This is a genomic window from Paenibacillus sp. 2TAB26, from assembly GCF_052115145.1.
Classification (GTDB): domain Bacteria; phylum Bacillota; class Bacilli; order Paenibacillales; family Paenibacillaceae; genus Pristimantibacillus.
In genome coordinates, this window is sequence record NZ_JBFRGC010000033.1 from 44,163 (window position 1) to 64,407 (window position 20,245).

Genomic DNA, 20,245 nt, shown 5'->3' on the forward strand with positions numbered 1-20,245 from the left:
CTACAGCTGTCCATTTCAATTAAGAAGGGATATGCCGTGAGACGACAATTATAGTTATGGGGAGGGTTTGGTTTGAAAAGAAAAATGTCGATGATGACGGCGATGCTGCTGGTCATATCGCTAATGACGAGCTTGCTTTCAGTAGGAGCAGCGCCTTTGACGCAGTCAAATGGGGGATTGCCGAAGTACTTGGACCCATCAAAAAGCGTGGATGCAAGGGCGGCGGATCTGCTTGCCCGGATGACACTAGAAGAGCGCGCAGGACAAATGATACAGCCAGAGAAATCGAATATTACACCTGAGGAAGTGAAGCAATATTTTATCGGCTCGGTGCTTAGCGGCGGCGGTTCGTTCCCGAACGGCAAGCAGCAGGACAGCACGCTTGAAAATTGGCAGACGCTTATAGACGGCTATCAGGATGGCGCGCTTTCTACGCGTCTTGGGATTCCGCTGCTGTATGGCGTGGACGGAGTACACGGACATAACAATGTGAAGGGAGCAACCTTGTTCCCGCATAATATCGGTTTGGGTGCAGCGAATAATGCTGAGCTGGTGAAACAAATCGGCGCCGCGACAGCAAAGGAAATACGTGCAACCGGAGCAAATTGGGATTTTGCGCCGACGATTGCAGCCCCGCAGGATATTCGATGGGGCCGGACCTATGAAGGATACAGCGGAAATCAAGCGATATCCAAGGTGCTTGGTGCAGCATACATTCAAGGGCTGCAAGGAGAAACACCTGCGGAGCGCAGTCAGACGAAACATGTCGTTGGCGCTGCGAAGCATTTTTTAGGTGAAGGCTATACGGATAACGGCGTTAACCAAGGGAATATAACGAAGTACACAGAGGATCAGCTCATTGCAAGTGATTTAGAGATGTACAAAGCTGCCGTTGATGCAGGTGTACAAACGGTAATGGCATCTTACCACAGCATTCAAGGCCTCAAGATGCATGCGAATAAGCGGCTTCTTACGGATGTGCTGAAGGGTGAGCTTGGATTTAAAGGTTTTGTTATTTCGGATTATAACGCGATTCAGCAAATCACGCGTGATCAAGACGGCAAAGCAGTCAGCGGCTTGAAAGATCAGCTGAAAGCGTCCGTTAATGCAGGCGTAGATATGTTCATGCTGACGGGTGACTGGAGAGCCAGCCTTGAGCATTTAATTAGTCTTGTTAAGGATGGCAGCATTACGGAAGAGCGTCTCAATGATGCAGTCCTCCGTATTTTGAAGGTAAAAATTTCATCTGGTCTATTTGAGAATCCAAAGACAGATACGGACTTGGCAGGCTACTTCGGTGCATCTGAGCATCGTGCGCTTGCGCGTCAAGCTGCGGCGGAGTCGCTCGTTCTTCTGAAGAACGATGAGGTGAACGGTTCACCGATTATGTCTCAGCTGAAGGATATGGACAAAATCTTCGTAGCAGGTAAAAATGCGAACGATATCGGCAACCAATCTGGCGGCTGGTCGATTACTTGGCAGGGAGCATCCGGGGCGATTACGACCGGAACGACAATCTATGAAGGACTTAAAGAGGTTGCAGGAGCCGCGAAGACGGTAACGTACAACAAGCATGGCCGCGGCGCTGCTGGTTATGACGTAGCTATTGCTGTTGTAGGCGAAACGCCTTATGCAGAAACGAATGGAGATCGTACGAGCCTGAATCTCGACGAAGAGGATCTCGCAACGATTGCAAATATTCGTGCAGCTGATCCGAACATTCCACTCGTTGTTGTTCTTGTATCCGGACGCCCGCTTACGATAGCGGATCAACTGGGTGACTGGGATGCGCTTGTCGCAGCATGGCTTCCAGGTACGGAAGGTCAAGGCGTGGCTGATGTACTGATTGGGGGCAAACCGTTTAAAGGGAAAAACCCGATTAAATGGCCATTTTATGTAACGAATAATTATCCAATTATGACCGATGTCAGTCCGAATTTGCTGTTTCCTATCGGTTACGGCTTGATGAGCGGGCAGGCTACGCCTGATCTGCCGAGCAAACCTGTAGAACCAGAGAAGCCTTCACTGCCTATCCCGGGCAAGGTCGAGGCGGAAGCGTTCGATGCGAAGAGCAGCGGATTGAATACAGAGGACACGCAGGACATTGGCGGCGGCAAAAATATTGGATGGACGTCCGGCGGCGCATGGCTGGATTATAGGGTGAAAGTGAGCGAACCCGGTACCTATAAAGCCGATTTCCGCTATGCTGGCAACGGCGGTGCAACGGGGATTAAGATTAAGAGCGAAGCGGGAGCGACGCTTGGTACGTTGAGCGTAGGCTCCACAGGAGGCTGGCAAAGCTGGCAAACGGCCACCGTCGAGAATATCGTGCTAAGCCAAGCAGGCATTCAAAAGCTGAGGCTTGAGTTTATTGCCGGAGACATTAATTTTAACTGGGTAGAGTTTACGCGTACAGGCGATGTTCCAGCTGGCGGCGACGGTGGCGGCACTGATCCAGGTAATGGAGGCGGCGAACAGCCAGCCCTTATTAGCGGAGCTGTTGAGGCATGGATCTCCAGTGAACGTGATGCGGGTGACCGCAAATGGTATTATGCGGATCGTTATCAAGCTGGCGATAAGAAGCTGGAGCAGCAGACGAATTTAGATATTACCCTTCCAGATAACAGCAAAGCGACAACGATTACGATAAATCCGGATAAAAAGTATCAAACGATGCTAGGAATCGGTTCGTCCATGGAAGAAGCGACGATTCATAATCTTGTGAAAATGTCTCCGGAGAAGCAGACAGAGCTGCTTCGCCAATTGATCGACAAGGATAACGGCATCGGCATGAGCTTGATTCGCCTAACGATCGGAACCTCCGATTTTACAGCACAAAAGTTTTATTCGTACGATGATTTGCCTGCAGGTGAAACGGACGTTGAGCTTAAGAAATTTTCCATTCAGAAGGATATTGATTTTGGCATTATTCCAACCGTCAAAAAGATACAAGTGATTAATCCCGATGTTCAGTTTTTTGCATCGCCTTGGAGCCCTCCAGGCTGGATGAAAACAACGGGCAGCATGGTAAGAGGTCAAGTGAAGGAAGAATATCTTCCTGTGCTTGCAGATTATTATGTGAAATTTTTAGAGGCATACGCTGAGCATGGCATCTACTTTGAAGGCATGACGCTGCAAAATGAGCCGCTGCTCGAAATTGATTATCCAAGTACAGCGATGTCATGGCAGCAAGCGTCACGTCTAGCCAAGCTGCTGCGGGCAAAGCTCGATCAGAATAGCAATGCAAAAATCAAAAGTGTAAAGCTATGGATGTTCGACCACAATCCTGGCGATACGATGGCTTATCCAGCACAAATTCTGGGCAATTCCGTAGAAGGGGCTTACGATGCCATAGAAGGGACGGCGTTCCACGATTATGGCGGCGAGCTGTCCATGATGACGGAGCTTCAAAAGCTGTTCCCGCAGAAAAGCGTGTATTTAACGGAGCGTGCGGTATGGGGTACAACGGGCGCTGACCGAATCGCACAATATTTCCGCAACTATGCCAAAAGCTATAACAGCTGGGTTACGATGCTGGACAGCGATATTTCATCCCATCAATGGGTAGGCATTCCTGATCCGACTCCAGTCGTACAGGATTCCTCGAATCCAGATCACTACTGGCTGCTGCCGGAGTATTATTTGATGGGGCAGTTTACGAAATTCGTGAAGCCTGGTTATGTGCGAATCGATAGCAATTACGGCTCGGCTGCGACAGTAACCAACGTTGCGTTTGCAAGCCCAGACGGCAAAGAAATTGTAACGGTTGTCATCAACCAAACGAGTGACCCGCAGCCATTTAAAATGATAGTTGATGGACTTCAAATTGAAGCGGTCATTCCAGCCAAATCAGCAGCAACCTATCGCTGGAATCGTACGCAAATAACAAACGTTCCAGCAACGATTGACGCTACGCGCTTCGCTTCAGCAGAAGGCGAGTTCCAGGTTAATCCGAACGGATACTTAGGTTCTTTTGCACCAAATGGAACAGCTTCGTTCGATTATGTTGTAAATGTAGCAGAAGCAGGCGAGTATGAACTCGATCTGGCGATTGCAGGTTTCCAAACGGATGGTCTGGTTAGCTTTGAACTGGATGGCCAGCCGCTTGTGTCACTGCCGATCAATCAGACGACGTACCAGTGGGAGTACTTCGCTAATCGCCGCGAGCGCGTTATGCTTCCAGAGGGTGCACACAAATTAACAATGAAAGTGAGTAAAAACGACTTCAATGTTAGAAGTATTGCGTTCACGAAGGCGGATAAGGCAGCTATTTCACTTCCCGCATCTATAGAGGCGAGTAAATTCACATCTGCCTTTAATGTACTCGTAAACGGATCAGCGGTCAGCTATGCCGATCCGAATGACTGGATGGAATATCAGGTGCAGGTTCCGGCGGATGGAAACTACGGCATAACGTATCAATATTCCACGACCTATGACGGAGCGAAAGCAGAGCTTTCACTAGGAGGAAATGTACTGAAAACGACTGAACTACCAAACAGCGAGAGCTGGGATGCTTGGGCAATGGCTTCAGATACAGTTACTCTGACTGAAGGTGTTCATACGCTAAGAGTTCGAATCGTTGATCAAGGCTTCAACTTGAATGCCATTGCGGTTGGGCCTGCTATTATCGCAGATGCCTCAGCCGTAACAGAAGGTGCAGAGGCTGGAAGCAATATTTTTGTCCGGCTGCTTAACGACACGTATAAAGAGGAGCTGACTTCCTCCAACTGGTCCATCGACGGGTATGCGGGAACGGTTGTAGACAGCGTTTATCGTGTTGATGACCATATGGCTAAGCTTACCTTAGGAGGAGGGGGGACTAGAGACTATGACTCTGATCGTACCGTCACAGTAACAGCCAGCACATATGAAGCTGCTTATGGAAGCACCGGTAAGACGATGAGCTCTAAAGTTATCATTAAGGCTATTGATGATGCGGAGTCGTTATTCTTGTCAGAGAGTCAGATTGCTTATGACGTAAATGGCAAAGAACTAATCGTTACCCTTGCTGGCGGTACTTTCGTACAGAGTCAGCTTGGAGCGATAACCGTGTCGGGAGCGGCGACCTTGCAAGGAGGCGTATCACTGCGCTCGGCGGAGCTTCTCAGCCCTAATCGAGTGAAGCTTACGCTGAACTGGAGCGGAACCGTTTACTATAATGAATTGGAATTGCAGGTTAACGTTCCACTGCAAGCCTACGATGATTCAACAGGAGGTACGGCGTTAAACGCTAAGGCAGTGCTGCTTGGAACCGAAAATGTGAAGGAGCCAGTAAATCTTTTGTCCCTTGATTCATTGGATCAGTTCAATCGATTAAAAGGATTCGCAGTGTCTGGAACAGGAAGCGCGAGCAGGCTAACCCAAATTGATGCGGGCGATTATGCCGATTATTTGGTACACGTGCCAGCTACTGGTTCCTATGTTGCAACCTTTAAGGCTACATCTGGCGGCCAAGCTGTGAATGGCATCGTGCTGGAGGCGCAAGATGGCACAGTTCGGAAAACGATTAACGTACCAAACCTTTACAACCAGGTGGTTGAAATGCGAATTGTCATTGATCTCGTTGAAGGTGACCAAAAGCTTCGTATTCTGGCTGGAGCATCCGGCTACGAGCTTAGAGGCATTAAATTTGAGCCTTATGTTGTACAGGTAATGGATCAGAGCGGTGTTATGAAAATTGAAGCGGAAAGCTACACCCATGCGGATGCGGCTGCTGTTCAAAGCAATATGGACGGACAAACGCTGTTATTCAAAAACGTAGGTTTTATCGCGGCAGCAGGCTCGCTTTATTTTGACGTAAGTATCGCAAAATCGATCTTCTACAAAGTGACCTACCGTTATGCAACGCCGCAAGCAGGCGTGAGTGGAACGTTGTCCGTCAATGGGCAAAAGTTGTCTACTACGCCGCTAGGAGCAAGTGGTGGATGGGATAAATATGCGGAGGCTTCTGGCATTGTAGAGCTTGCAGAAGGCGTACAAACGATTCAATTTACTAGCAATAATGATGGGGCAAACCTTGATTGGATCACGCTTGAGCAGACAGAAGCGGTTACGCAAATTACAGGGACCACAGCGCTTCCGACTGTTTCGCTGAAAGCTGGAGCCTACAAAGGAATCAAAACGGTTGCTTTAACGACTGCTACAGAAGGAGCAGCCATTTACTATACAACAGATGGATCGCTGCCTAGCAGTACAAACGGGCAATTGTACAAAGGAGAGCTTAAGCTCTCGGAGCTGACAGTGCTCCGCACGATTGCGATTAAAGCAGGAATGAAGGACAGCTTTGTTGCACCATTTACGTATATCATTACGCCAGGGGAAGAGCCAACACCAACACCAACACCAACACCAACACCAACACCAACGCCGACGCCAACGACACCGACGGAGCCAACACCAACACCGACGACACCGACGGGGCCAGCTGTAACGCCAGCTCCTACGACGCCTCCGAGTGGAAAGGGCACAATACCGGCACCAACTCCGGTCACAGACACGGCTAGCGGACTTGGTAAAACTGCGATAAGCCAAACGCTTATCGACGAAGCTTTGAAATCAGTAGAAGGAAATAATGGTGCCGTTCAAACCATTACAATTAAAGTACCGAGTGTAAATGGAGCTAATGGCTACGAGGTGCAATTGCCTAAAGGGACAATTAGCGAGGCTAAGCTATCGGTACAGTATGAAATTCAGACAGGTACGGGTACGATTGTTGTACCAAGCCATATGTTGAAATCACTGCCTTCGGATGCGAAAAACGTGTCCATTGTGATTGCGAACATCGATAAAACAAAGCTTAGCGAAGATGCGAGGGCAGCCATCGGCAGCCGTCCTGCGGTTGAGCTGAATCTCTACGTTGACGGCGTTAAAGTGGAATGGAGCAATCCAGAAGCTGCTGTAAACGTATCGCTTAGTTATACTCCAACAGCTGATGAGCTGGCGAGCAGCGAGCAAATTACAGTGTGGTATTTCGATGCAGCAGGTAAAGTGATTGCAGTGCCAAGCGGCAAGTATGATAAATCGCAAGGTGCTGTGCTTTTCACAGTAAATCATTTCAGTACGTATGGCGTAGTATTCGTAAGCAAAACGTTTGACGATCTTGGCAAATATCCTTGGGCGCAACAAGCGATTAAGGTAATGTCGGCTAAAGGCGTCATCAACGGCATATCGGATAAAGCATACGCTCCAGCTCAAAATGTGAAGCGGGCAGATTTTATTACCCTGCTCGTGAAAACTTTAGGTCTTAATGCTGCGTATGATAGTCAGTTTACCGATGTGGCAAAAGGTTCTTATTATCATGAAGCGGTTGCCATTGCGAAGAAGCTTGGCGTAGTAACTGGCCGTGCGGACGGTGCATTTGATCCGAATGCCTCCATTACAAGGCAAGAAATGATCGCGATGACAGCAAGAGCGTTAAATATTTCTGGCAAAAAGCTGCAAGCAGGAAGCTCGGAGCAATTGCAATCGTTCACCGATTTGAAGCAGCTAGCAGCTTATGCAACGGACAGTGCAGCTCTTCTCGTAGCGAACGACATTGTGAAGGGCGACGGCGCTAAGCTTAACCCGCTTGGTTATACAACCCGCGCAGAAGCAGCAGTTATTATGTATGCCATTTACAACAAGTAATAAGATTGGGGTTAGCGATGCGGCTCATTGAATGACAAGGAAGAAGCCTTCGAACTCACTGTTAAAGTGGGAAAGAGGGCTTCTTTTTTTTTGCCTATTCTATGAAAAATTTTTCAAAATAGTCGTATGCCGTTCTCACTATTAATCTAGCGAATAGGATGAGGGTATCAAACGGTAGGAGTTGATTATGTGTCATTTTATTTTAAGCTGCGCACGTACCTAGGGAGAGACGTAGAAGTTATTCTCTCTAATGCGGATGTGGTTGCAGGTGTGCTGCTGACGGTAGGCTTCTCATACATTGTGGTTCGAACCTTGAGTGTACCTGGATACGGTGGGACGGAAGATGTGTTGATACGTTTGCGGGTCATCGAATATGTCCGGATTTTATAGGAATGGCTGTACGGATGATGGAAGAAGGCGTGACTATGTCGAGCGATTGATCGCGGATAAGGATGTGCTGCCTCCTTTACGAAAAGGAAGAGATTTCTCCCAAGCTGGCAATCGGCGCGGGGTTCTCCAGCGCTTGTCAGTGATTATACCCGCTCAAAATGAGGAGCGGACAATAGGACGTGTCATTCAAGAAATAATATTGCTGTCGCCAGCTGAAATTATCGTAGTTGTTAATGGCTGCAATGATCGTACAGAGAGTATTGCTAGAGAGCTTGGCGCGTCGGTTATCGTTTTTCAGGAGCCTCTCGGAACGGATGTTGGCAGAGCTATTGGCGCATATGCAGCCACTGGCGATACGCTGCTGTTTGTGGATGGTGATTTTCATATCCCTTGGAAGGAGCTTGCTCCTTTTCCTAATGCGCTGCTAAGGGAATGTGATCTGGCTGTTAATAAGCTGGATCACCACCTCAGCATGCGCATGCCTTGGAGTGCCGTGACAACGCTGAAAATAGCACTGAATATGGCAGTTGGCCGCGAGGATCTGGCGAATGCTTCACTCGTGCATGTTCCATTTGCGCTGAATAGGCGGGTGCTTAATGTTATTCATTGGTCCAATTTATTATGTCCGCCGAAAGCTTATGCGCTGGGACTGCTCGGGGGGTTAACCGTCAAGGCTGTTCACTGCGTAGAAGTTGATCGCTTAAACCGTTATCGTCCGAGCAAACACAGCAATGCCGGAGGAGACCATTCCATTGCAACGATGCAAATAATAGGGGATCATTTTGAGGCTCTGCATGCCATTCATAGGAGAGAGGGCAAGAAAGGAGAGATAGGGTGCAGCGGGAATTTGGAAAAGTAAGTATCGTTATTGCAAATTATAATCGTGCAGCATATCTCATTGAATGTTTGGACAGCTTGATGAGTCAAACGTATTTGAATAAAGAAATCATCATTGTAGATGACGCATCGACCGATAGGTCGCTGGATGTTATCGAGGCTTGGTGCGAAGCGAACGGAGTAGCGGGTACAGAATCTATCGTACTCGTTAGACTTCCTAGAAATATTGGGTTTTCTGGAGCTGTTACGACGGGTTTCTTCCACGCTCGCGGACAATATATCGCGGTACAAGATGCGGACGATTTCTCTCATCCGCAGCGTTTAGAGAAACAAGTAGCGTATCTCCAAAGCCATGCAGAGGTTGCACTGGTAGGAACGAGCTACGCTAGCTTTGATGAGGCCGAGAAGAGGCAGTATGTTCAGGAAAAATGGCTGCGGTTCGGTGATGATATTCATGATGTTTACCGCAGCGGCGGTCACTGTGTTTGCCATGGGACGATCATGTTTCGCGGCGATGCTTTTGACCAAATTGGCGGATTGAGCCGACGAATTGTCGGGGCGGAGGATTATGAGTTCATCGTTAAATTTTTGAATAACAAAGCCCGTATTGAAAATATTCCTGAAATTCTTTATTACTATCGTCTGCATGCGAGCCAACGTTCATTGGCTTTTTATGCGAAAAAGGAGTGAGGTGAAATGGCAGGCTCGCCGTTATCCGTCTTAATGGCTCTGGACAGTATGGATGCCGGTGGTACGGAAACACATGTATTAAGTCTAGCAAAAGCACTAATAAAAATAGGTCAAAGAGTGGGTATAATTGCCGCGGACGGCCCTATGCGGTTTCGGTTTGAGGATGCCGGGTGCCATGTATATTTGTTTGAATTCCAGCCAGCTGGAGCGTCAGTTCAAACGGAGCGAATCGTTAGGCTGCAGGAAATTATGCGAAGCGAGAAAGTAGATTGCGTTCATGTGCATCAGACTCCATCAGGTTTGTTTACGGCAAAGGCAGCTAATTTATTAGGAATTCCGTCTATATTTACCGTTCATGGCACCTATTATCCGCAGACTGCTCTAAAATCGCTGCTTGTTTACTCGGAATCGGTCATATGTGTAAGTGCTCCTCTTCAAAGCTACATCACGCGGCTTGGCTTTACGTCTATCGTTGTCCCGAATGGCATCGATCTAGCGGAGTTTTATCCATCCAGCGGCGCAAAGCTTCGCTCAGACTTAGGTATTTCTGAAGATGCAATTGTACTTATGTATGCTAGCCGCTTGGCTTGGGGAAAGGCAACAGCATGTGATGTCCTGCTGCGGGCGATGAAGGATCTTTATCGTTATGGGTGGGATAAGCTTGAGCTTGTTGTTGTCGGGGATGGCCCTAAATATAATGCAATTTCAGAACTTGCGGAATTTATTCAGGCAGAAAGCGGAAGACGCTTCATTCATATGGTTGGGAAACAATCGCAAATGCGAGAGTATTACAATGCTTCAGATATCGTTGTCGGTACAGGACGCGTTGCGCTGGAGGCAATGGCTTGCGAGAAGCCAGTGCTTGCCATTGGCAACCATGGCTATTTTGGCTGGGTGGAGCCGAGTAATTATGAGCAGGCTTGGCTTAACTATTTTGGAGACCACGGTTCGTCTGCTGCTTATTCCCGTTATTTGTTTGCAAGCGAGATTGCAGATGGATGCCGCAGGCTGGAGGGGCTGCGCGCTAATGGAATAGAGGGAAGACGGTGGGTGGAACGTGAGTTTCATATCGATCAATCCATTGATCAAATGATGAGCGTGTATCGTTCAGCAATTGGAGAGATTTAATGAAGGGCGGTACGCAATGAAAAGAATTTTGTATGTAGGCTGGTTAGGGTTTAACAATGTTGGTGATGAGTTAATGTGGCTGTTGTTTCGCGACCTGTGCAGAGCGTATCTGCCTGAGAAAAAATATGATGTCATTCCGTCAATACCGGGCGTAGATATTCGGAATTCGGGTCCGTATGATGTTGTCGTGCTCGGCGGCGGCTCGCTGCTCATTCCAGGATATATCGATGTTGCATACCAAGCGGCTCGGAACCATAAAAAAGTAATGATTTGGGGCAGCGGTCATGACAGACAGGAGTTTCCTGTATTTGATGCCTCGGGGAAGGTCGCAGCCCATTTGGCCTACACCGGTGAGAACCTAGCAACGAATGAGAAATTAGCTGAGCTAGTGAAGATGTCAAAGTATTGCGGCGTCCGAGGTCCGTTGTCCTATCAGTTTCTCGAGGATTCTGGCGTCCGAATGGAGCAGGCGATCATAAGCGGTGACCCGGCATTTCTACTGCCTGCACCGTCGCCACGCAAGAATGGGCAGGCTAGCAGAACGATTGGTGTGAACTGGGGAACTGCTTATAATCGAATTTTCGGCGGCAACGAGGAAAAGGTAGAGCAGCAATTGGTAGAGGCGCTGCGTATATTAATATCGCAGGGTTATCGCGTCAATATTTTCTCCGTTTGGGGTCCTGATAGAGAAGCTTGCAAGCGTCTGTATGCGAAGCTGGGAAACCAGACGAATGTGGATCTTGATTTGGAGCTGTACCATCATGAGGATTTGATGGAGAAGCTTAAGTCCTATGCGCTGACGGTCAATTTCAAATTGCATGCTAGTTACCTGTCAGCAGCGGCAGGGGTACCGTTCGTAAGCCTTGGATATCGATTCAAATGCATAGACTTTGGCTGCTCGGTGGATCTTCAGGATTATGTGCTCTCCACCGGCGATACGGCACTTGGCAAAAGCATTCTGGACAGAGTAGCCAAAATTGAAAAAGAAACGGATATGATTCGCGAAAAGTTTTATTCGCATCAGAGCCGTTATCGCGAGCTGCTGAAAAAGCCATTTCAAGAAGAACTGTTTTAAGGAAATAGCTGCAACAGCGTAAGAGGAGCTGCCCGAAGGTTTATTAACTTTCGGGGCAGCTCTTTTTTTAATAGACAAAGGATGGATATTATAGGAAGAAGGTTGACATCGAAAAATAGTTTATGATATATAAAAAGAAGGATTGGCACTCAAAGAGTTTGAGTGCTAAAATATAAGGTAGCGGTTTAATAAACGTTGAACAAGCCTTCCTGTTGCGTTACCTTTAGGCTTACTAATTATTGATGAATGGAAAGGGGATCTATCCATGTCCAAAAAACAGTTCAAAGCAGAATCGAAACGATTGCTGGAAATGATGATTAATTCCATTTATACGCAGCGCGAGATTTTTTTGAGAGAGCTTATCTCGAATGCCAGCGATGCGATCGACAAGCTATATTACAGAGCGCTAACTGATGACCAATTGGTATTTAACAAAGAGGATTATTATGTTAAAGTCGTTGCCGACAAGGCAAACCGAACATTAACGATCACCGATACAGGGATTGGCATGACGAAGGAAGAGCTGGAGAATAACCTTGGCGTTATTGCGAAGAGCGGATCTTTTGCCTTTAAGAAGGAAAATGAGCTTAAGGATGGACATAACATTATCGGCCAATTCGGGGTGGGCTTCTACTCTGCATTTATGGTGGCGGATGTGGTTACCGTTGTGACCAAAGCTCTTGGCAGCGATGAGGCGTTCAAATGGGAATCAACTGGCGCCGACGGCTACACGATTGAATCATGCGAGAAGGACTCCGTTGGTACGGAAATTGTACTTAATATTAAGGAAAATACCGAAGATGATCAATACGATGAGTACTTGGAAGAGTACCGTTTGAAGTCGATCATCAAAAAATATTCTGATTTCATTCGCTACCCAATTAAGATGGATGTGAAAGGCCAACGGCCTAAAGCAGATGCAGAAAACGAGTTTGAGGAATATCAAGAAGAGCAAACCGTTAACAGCATGGTGCCGATCTGGCGTAAAAACAAAAATGAGCTGACATCGGAAGATTATGATCAGTTTTATTTTGAAAAACGTTATGGTTTCGACAAACCGATCAAGCATCTTCATATTAGTGCGGATGGCGCTGTTGTGTACAATGCGATTTTGTATATTCCGGAGAGCACACCTTTCGATTATTATACGAAGGAATATGAGAAGGGGCTGGAGCTTTATTCAAATGGCGTTCTAATTATGGATAAATGCTCAGACCTGCTGCCTGATTATTTCAGCTTCGTTAAAGGTATGGTTGATTCGGAGGATCTATCGCTCAACATTTCTCGTGAAATGCTGCAGCATGACCGTCAGCTGAAGCTGATTGCGAAGAACATCAACAGCAAGATCAAGAGCGCGCTGCTTGGCATATTGAAGGATGATAGAGAGAAGTATGAGTCGTTCTACAAAGCATTCGGCAGACAGTTGAAATTCGGCGTATATAACGATTACGGCGTGAACAAAGAAGTGCTTCAAGACCTGCTTATGTTCCACTCCTCGAAAGAGAAGAAGCTAGTTACACTGGACGAGTATGTGTCAAGAATGAGCGAGGATCAAAAGTACATTTATTATGCTTCCGGTGAATCGATTGAGCGGATTGATAGACTTCCGCAAACCGAGCTGGTAACGGATAAAGGCTTTGAAATCTTGTACTTCACGGACGATATTGATGAATTTGCCATCAAGATGGTTGCGAAGTATAAGGATAAAGAATTCAAGTCGGTATCAAGCGGCGATCTTGGTATTGAAGAGGACGAGAAGGACAAGGAAACGGCCGAAGAGCAGGATGCCAATAAAGAGCTTTTCGAGCAGATGAAAGAAATTCTTAACGATAAAGTAAAAAGCGTAAAAGCTTCAAAACGCCTTAAAACACACCCTGTGTGCTTATCCACTGAAGGCGAAGTAACGATTGAAATGGAAAAAATATTGAATTCGATGCCGAACAACCAAGATGTAAAAGCAGATAAGGTGCTCGAAATTAACGTGAACCATGAAATTTTCCAATCGTTGAAGGATGCTGCTGGGCAGGATAAAGTGAAGCTGGCTCTTTATACAAGCCTACTTTACAACCAAGCGCTTCTCATCGAAGGTTTGCCAATTCAAGATCCAGTTGCGTTTACGAACGATATTTGCAAAGTAATGGTTTAATAGAGCAAGCGATAAGCAAGCGTAAAAAGCCCGCACTGGATCATACCAGTACGGGCTTTTTTTCTACGACAGCACAATTATCTAACGGAATTTTCATTCCGTTTATCGAATTCATAAGGGAGACGAAGCTGATTCTAGAAATGGTGCTTCGCGATGTTGGATAAAGGGAGCACTGCCCCTGGCCCACATACTTTAGAATTAGGAAATTAAAGTCCTTGAAACAAAAAAACTGCTTAGACCGCTGCCGAATGAGGCTGTGCGATCTTGCAGTTTTTTGTTTTTGTATATTGCTTAATTGATAGCTTATTTTTGCGGAGCCACATGAAATTGTAATCGCCTTCCGCGTATTGGAATTCCAACGAGGCGCATGGTTTGCTTGCGCAAAATATAATAAATCATGGTATTGATTATTATTCCGGATATAATAGCACTACAAGATAAGAAATAATTGAATAAGAATGCAGAAACAAATAAATAAACAAATAAATAAACAATATTCATTGCATGAATCAATGTGAAGCCGCAGAGGAGGGTTTATAGATGATACGGATAAAACGCCGGCTAAACTTAATTACGCTTATTTTGCTGCTCATGTGTATTATTATTGTTCCGGTTCTTATCCAAGGTTATATGTTGGGCAAAGGAGCAGTTAAGCAAGTGGAAACGCTGTATGACAAATCGGTTTCGAGCAATATGGAGTCGCTCTCCATCAGCTTGGACTTTTATGTGAACCATATCGAGGATTATATTCGAACCTTGTCGCAGGATCAGGAATTACAGAGGCTGTTAAGTCGAAAAAATAACGCTCCCATAAATGAACAGGCGGTCAGAGACCGGCTGAAGTCGTTCACTGCTGCGTATCGGTTAAGAGTGCCCTTATACGTTCAAATTATTAACGATCAAGGGGAAGTATTCAGCAATAGCGTTTTGCATGACACAGAAGTTGAACGGTTAAAGCAAGTGGTGCAGCAGTTTAATTGGCCTTCCGAGAGGATACCTTATGATAATAACGTCATGTATCGCAATGTGGGCCCCAATTTTCACGACCTCTCGGAGGGGCAGAACGCTTTTTATTTCACTAAAAATATTGTACATGGCAATTCGGCGCTAGGCCTCTTGAACGTAGAGGTCAACGAGAGCTTATTTCAGCGGCTGCTGCGCAAAATTCAACTGAACAGCTCAACCCTTGCATTCATTAGTCAGGAAGACGGCGAATTGCTCATTTCTAGCGAAGATGATGACGACCGCCTGCATGAGCTATCCAGACAGGCGATATCGAAGGCGAAGGTGGACGGCGGGGGATATGAAAGCTTTCTGATTCAGTGGAACGGCCAAAGCTACTTTTGCTCCATCCAAAACATTCCCTTCTTAAGATGGTATTTAATTGCGTTAACGCCGGAAGAGCTTTTGGCAAGTCCCACTAAGCAATTGTGGAGCCATACGCTCACGGTAACCGTGTCGTCCATTCTTTTGATTTCACTTATCCTGTATATATTCACAAGAAAAGCGATGATACCTGTGCTGAATTTATCGAGGATGGTTCGGAAAATACGCTTTAATGATGCTGGGCAGGGGCAGGATGTCATTGGAAATTTCCAATACAAAGGCTTGGAGGAAATCGAAATTTTGTTCTCGGGCATTCAGCAAATGCTAAGCCGGATTAATGAACAGATTGAGCGTATTAAAACGGATGAACGGGAAAAGTCGAGCCTGGAGCTCAATCTCTTGCTGTCCCAGATCAAGCCTCATTTCCTGCATAATTCGATTAATTCGATCCGTTGGATGGCGGAAATGAAGGGCGAGAAGATGATTGCCCAGACTCTTGTTAATTTAAGCAGCATGCTGAACTATACACTAAGCAAATCAAGAACCATATGGAGCACGGTCGGCGAGGAAATGGATTATGTCAGAAGCTATATTGCGTTTCAGGAAAAACGGATGTTCATCAAAATTGAAACGATATGGGATGTGCCGCATGAGGTGCAGGGTGCAAGAATATTGAAGCTGACGCTGCAGCCGATTGTCGAGAATGCAATCATGCATGGATTTACTAATCTTGATGGAATTACGCCACAGCTGACGATTACTTGCGCGATGGAAGGGGAGCAGATACGGGTGGAGGTTATAGATAACGGAGTCGGAATTGAAGAAGGCTCCATTGCCGGTATGCTGATAACGGATTCCAATGAGTACGAGGATGAGGAACGAACCTCGGGGATCGGGCTTAAAAATGTGCATCGTCGCTTGCAGCTGGAGTATGGCGAGAGGTATGGCATCGAAATTCGAAGTGTAGTGGGTAAAGGGACGAACGTAACGCTTACCTTTCCCTATATCGATCATAATGGAGGAGATTCGGAATGAAAGTGATGATTATTGAAGATGATATGCTAGTTAGAATGGGGATCAAATCATTAATTCCTTGGTCTGAAATGGGGCTGGAGGTCGTCTGCGAAGCCAGAGACGGAGTTGAAGCTGTTGAGCTGTACGAGAGATTTCTGCCGGACATCGCACTTGTGGATATTTTGCTTCCCAGAATGAATGGGCTTGATTTTATTGAGAAGGTAAAGCCCTTAAATCCGGACGGGGAATTTGTTATTTTGACCTGCAATCAAGATTTCGAAACGGTTCGCAAATCGCTGCGCCTGGGCGTTCATGACTTTATTGTAAAATCCACGATGGAAATTGAGGAGCTTCAGCTCATTTTGAAGCAGCTGACAACTAAAATGAAAGCTAAGCTGCTGGAGCATCATTTTCAGGAAGAAGGGACGCCGGAAGCGGGTTCAAGATTCGTTCGTAAAGCCAGCTTATTAAGAGACTGGCTGCACGGCTTGTATAACAGTGAAGAGACAGAAGCGTTTGCCGAGAAGCTGGGAGAGTATAAATATTTTCTGCAAAAGGGAGAATATGAGGCATGGGTTGTGGCCTTAGATCCTTCTCAGGATGAATCCAAATTAACTTCCCAAGAAATCGTTAAAATAGGCCATTCGATTGACCATATGGCTGTTGAACTTTACCGCAGCAGGCTAATTGGGTTCGTGGAAAACATAAATGAAAACCGATGGCATGTATTGGTAAGCAGCACGAATAGCTCGGATATCGACCCGAAGCTGTTGATCGACTCGGTTTCGCAGTATATGGGCCATACTCTATCCATTGCTGTGAGTAAAAGGTTTACAGACTGGCGGGAGTGGACCGTGTATGATCGTTTTGCTAGCGACCTGCTAAGCCTCAAATTTTTTTGTGAAAATGACCACCTGTTTCAGGGCGAGCTGCCTGAAGCAACGCTTTCCGATGCCGTCTTTATTTGGAAAAAGGCGATAATGAACAAACTGTCCAGCTTTCAATACGAGCAGGCAGGAGATCTGCTGGCAAACCTCAAGCAGGTCGTCGGCCCGCCATATCCCAAACCAAACCTGCTGCACAATGTACTGGAGGATATTTTATTCCAGCTGAAGCAAATCTGCGAAATGTCAGGACGGCGTCCATCGGAGACTTATTTCCAAAGATCTGAGCTGCTGGACTGCGTTTCATTAACGCAAGCGGTGCATTTGTTATACAACGCTATCCATGTGCTGCAGGAACCGGCATTCAAAGAGAAGAACGGCCATGAAAGAAAGAAGTTTGTTGAAGCCACCGAGATGTTTATTCAAGAGCACAGGTTTGATGAAATTAGTTTAAATGCCATCGCGATGCATCTTAAAGTAAGCCCTGTATATCTCAGCAGAATATATAAGGAAGAGAAAGGGATTTCTTTCAGCACCGCTGTATTGACAGCCAAGGTGGAGCAGGCTGAAACGATGATCCGCAGCGGAATGACCTTAACTGAGGTTTCGGACAAGCTGGGCTACTTAAACTTAAGCTCGTTTACCCGCATGTTTAAGAAAATTAAGGGGATTGCACCCTCACACTATGCAGATGCTGAAAAGAATTAAAAGATGTTAACTGCGGCTTGAAAAATGATAAATGGTATCCTCTTCGGATATAAAGTGATAAATCAAATGGTTGGCTTAGGAGATTCATCTGCTTATGGAAAGCTTCTATACTAGGAAGCAAGACATCAACTAACGAAAGAAGGAAGGTTTCCATGAGAATGAGAAGATGGTCTGTTTTAAGTATAGCTTTAATGATGCTGGTTACAATGTCGCTTTCTGCATGTTCCAAGAATGAAAATGAAAGCGCTTCTACAGGTGGGGAAGGACAGGAGAAGGTCAATATTGTTTTCTGGAATTCAGGGTTTGCGACCATTGATGAAAATAACAAAGCGAAGAAAAAAGAAGACTTCTACATTTCTCAGGCTGTTGCCCGATATGAGAAGGCCCATCCCAATGTGAAGATTGATGTGCAGGATGTTCCATCCGGAGATGAGCTGTTTGCTAAATTCCAAACGGCCAGCATTGCCAAGAACGGTCCTGATTTAACGGTACTCTGGTCAGGTTCCTATATGCTTCGGTTTAAGCAATTTTTAGAGCCGATGGATAGTTACTTTTCAGGTGAAGAAAGATCCAGAATCGTGGGATGGAGCGCAACAACGGAAGACTTTACGGCCGATGGAAAAGCCTATGGCGTTCCATTTGGGACAGACGGAACTTTTCTTCTAGCGTATAACAAGAAAATTTTTGCGGATGCCGGAGTCGATCCCATTGCCCAGCGCCCGAAAAATTTTCAAGAGTTTGTAGCTATGCTGGAGAAAGTGAAGACGAAGGATATTACACCGCTTGGTTTATTTAAAGACAGCTTCCTTCATGTACCGGACTATTGGATTGCTCAAACGGTGGATATTCCAGGCCTCGACAGCTTGGTCAAAGGCACAACCAATTTCTCCGATCCTAAGCTGGTGAATGTCATGAAGGGCTGGCGCGAGCTGTTCGAGAAAAACTTGGTCATTGCCGATGATTCAGTTCGACAACTGTTTATTCAAGAGCAGCTCGGCATGACGGTTGGAGCAAATGCGGACATCTTGAACTTCAGCAAGGAGATGGGCGACAAGGTCGGTTTTATGAAAATTCCAGACTTCAGCGAGGATGTCAAAATCCACGATGGCGGTCCTGGCGGGGTGGGCGCTGCGTTTGTGGTGACGAACTACTCGGAGCACAAGAAAGAAACGGCTGATTTCGTCAAATTCCTGATGAGCAAGGAAGAGCAAATCAATAAAATTAAGTCGGGCGAAGCACGTATTACAGTCGTCAACGATGTGGATGTGAACGAGTACGTATCCGATCCGCTAGTGAAAACGATGCAGGATATGGCCAATGAACCTAGCACTATTTTCTGGCCGGACAATGTTTACCCAGCGGAGCTGACAAGCGAGATGATGTCGCTGCAATCCCTGGTTTCCAGCGGGAAAATGACAGCAGAGGAATTTATGAAAAAAATCGACCAGAAACGCGATTCGCTTCTAAAAAATAAATAGGCGGTTAAGGAGCGGCCTTCATAGGAAAGAAGGTCGCTTCTACCAAAAGGCAAGGAGGAATAGAAGGATGGGTCTCAAGCAAGAACGATGGGTAGGTTTGTTCTCCTTGCTGCCGGCTTTTCTGTTACTAGCTGTATTCGTAGGTTATCCCATGTTCAACACGTTTTTTCATAGCTTTACGGAATGGGATGGGGTCACTTCTACGTTTGTTGGCTGGGATAATTTTAAGACGATCCTTAGTAATGGCGATTTGCCGCTTATGCTGCGTAACAACTTAATCTTTTTATTATCGGTTCCCGGGATTTTGTTCATTTCGCTAACGGTATCGGTTCTGCTGCATGAGGAGGTTCCGGGGTGGCGCTTGTTTCGATCGGTGTATTACTTGCCGGCTATCCTCTCCTCGGTCGTTATCGGTTTTTTGGCAAAATCCATGTTTACGAATAAAGGGATCGTGAATACGCTTCTGGAAAATGCCGGACTTGGTGCGTTTACGACGGATTGGCTGAATACGGTGCCGACCGAATTTATGATCTTGATTCTATGTTTTTACTGGCAGACGCTAGGCCAAGGAACGCTCATTTTTTTATCGGGGCTATCTTCGATCTCCAATGAATTGTTTGATGCGGCCAAAATAGACGGAGCCAATTGGCGTCAGCGATTAATGTACATCGTCATACCGTCGTTATATCCAGCGATATTTTACTTTACGATCGTCAATGTTATTTACGTTTTTGTCGGGCTGTTTGGCCTTGTTTATTCGATCACAGGCGGCGGGCCCGGTTACGAGACAACACCAATCGATTATATGATTTATATTCAAGCTTTCCGAAGCGGAAATATGGGCTATGCGAGCGCGCTATCGGTATTCTTGTTCTTCATTGTTATGTTCATTACCTGGATTCAGTTGAAAATATCCAAGCGCTTGGAGCAATAGGAGGAC

At 46.3% G+C, this 20,245-nt stretch carries 11 protein-coding genes; all 11 read left to right on the forward strand.

Annotated features, from left to right (window positions below; genetic code table 11):
* Positions 1-72: 72 nt before the first annotated feature.
* The 11 genes from AB4Z50_RS29750 (at position 73) to AB4Z50_RS29800 (ending at position 20,239) form a co-directional block, all read left to right on the forward strand.
* Positions 73-7,629, forward strand: a complete 7,557-nt coding sequence (locus AB4Z50_RS29750; RefSeq protein ID WP_441885063.1) for a glycoside hydrolase family 3 N-terminal domain-containing protein — start codon at positions 73-75, stop codon at positions 7,627-7,629.
* A 189-nt stretch (positions 7,630-7,818) separates the two neighbouring features.
* Positions 7,819-8,019: a hypothetical protein gene (locus AB4Z50_RS29755; protein WP_441885065.1), complete on the forward strand. Its 201-nt coding sequence runs from the start codon at positions 7,819-7,821 to the stop codon at positions 8,017-8,019.
* Complete coding sequence (locus AB4Z50_RS29760) at positions 8,003-8,878, forward strand: glycosyltransferase family 2 protein (RefSeq protein WP_441885067.1); 876 nt, start codon at positions 8,003-8,005, stop codon at positions 8,876-8,878. Before AB4Z50_RS29755 ends, AB4Z50_RS29760 begins: the two co-directional genes overlap by 17 nt.
* Entirely contained in the window at positions 8,854-9,546 is a 693-nt protein-coding gene (locus AB4Z50_RS29765; protein WP_430063383.1) for a glycosyltransferase family 2 protein, read from the forward strand. The genes AB4Z50_RS29760 and AB4Z50_RS29765 overlap by 25 nt, the downstream gene beginning before the upstream one ends.
* Positions 9,547-9,552: 6 nt before the next feature.
* Positions 9,553-10,674, forward strand: coding sequence for a glycosyltransferase (locus AB4Z50_RS29770; protein WP_441885069.1), 1,122 nt, complete (start codon positions 9,553-9,555; stop codon positions 10,672-10,674).
* Positions 10,675-10,690: 16 nt separating this feature from the next.
* A complete protein-coding gene (locus AB4Z50_RS29775; RefSeq protein WP_441885071.1) occupies positions 10,691-11,749 on the forward strand; it encodes a polysaccharide pyruvyl transferase family protein in 1,059 nt (352 codons plus the stop codon).
* A 265-nt stretch (positions 11,750-12,014) separates the two neighbouring features.
* Complete coding sequence (htpG, locus tag AB4Z50_RS29780) at positions 12,015-13,895, forward strand: molecular chaperone HtpG (protein WP_441885073.1); 1,881 nt, start codon at positions 12,015-12,017, stop codon at positions 13,893-13,895.
* Positions 13,896-14,435: 540 nt separating this feature from the next.
* Positions 14,436-16,256, forward strand: coding sequence for a cache domain-containing sensor histidine kinase (locus AB4Z50_RS29785; protein ID WP_441885075.1), 1,821 nt, complete (start codon positions 14,436-14,438; stop codon positions 16,254-16,256).
* Positions 16,253-17,827, forward strand: coding sequence for a response regulator transcription factor (locus AB4Z50_RS29790; RefSeq protein WP_441885077.1), 1,575 nt, complete (start codon positions 16,253-16,255; stop codon positions 17,825-17,827). The genes AB4Z50_RS29785 and AB4Z50_RS29790 overlap by 4 nt, the downstream gene beginning before the upstream one ends.
* Before the next feature lie 152 nt (positions 17,828-17,979).
* Positions 17,980-19,305 carry an ABC transporter substrate-binding protein gene (locus tag AB4Z50_RS29795; protein WP_441885079.1) on the forward strand — a complete coding sequence of 442 codons (1,326 nt, stop codon included), beginning with the start codon at positions 17,980-17,982 and terminating at the stop codon, positions 19,303-19,305.
* 67 nt (positions 19,306-19,372) lie between these two features.
* Positions 19,373-20,239, forward strand: a complete 867-nt coding sequence (locus tag AB4Z50_RS29800; protein WP_083681827.1) for a carbohydrate ABC transporter permease — start codon at positions 19,373-19,375, stop codon at positions 20,237-20,239.
* Positions 20,240-20,245: the final 6 nt, after the last annotated feature.

Coding starts and splice junctions, on each gene's coding strand:
- AB4Z50_RS29800 (WP_083681827.1), top strand. CDS start 19,373: ATGGGTCTCAAGCAAGAACGATGGGTAGGTTTGTTCTCCTTGCTGCCG.
- htpG (WP_441885073.1), top strand. CDS start 12,015: ATGTCCAAAAAACAGTTCAAAGCAGAATCGAAACGATTGCTGGAAATG.
- AB4Z50_RS29795 (WP_441885079.1), top strand. CDS start 17,980: ATGAGAATGAGAAGATGGTCTGTTTTAAGTATAGCTTTAATGATGCTG.
- AB4Z50_RS29785 (WP_441885075.1), top strand. CDS start 14,436: ATGATACGGATAAAACGCCGGCTAAACTTAATTACGCTTATTTTGCTG.
- AB4Z50_RS29790 (WP_441885077.1), top strand. CDS start 16,253: ATGAAAGTGATGATTATTGAAGATGATATGCTAGTTAGAATGGGGATC.
- AB4Z50_RS29770 (WP_441885069.1), top strand. CDS start 9,553: ATGGCAGGCTCGCCGTTATCCGTCTTAATGGCTCTGGACAGTATGGAT.
- AB4Z50_RS29775 (WP_441885071.1), top strand. CDS start 10,691: ATGAAAAGAATTTTGTATGTAGGCTGGTTAGGGTTTAACAATGTTGGT.
- AB4Z50_RS29760 (WP_441885067.1), top strand. CDS start 8,003: ATGTCCGGATTTTATAGGAATGGCTGTACGGATGATGGAAGAAGGCGT.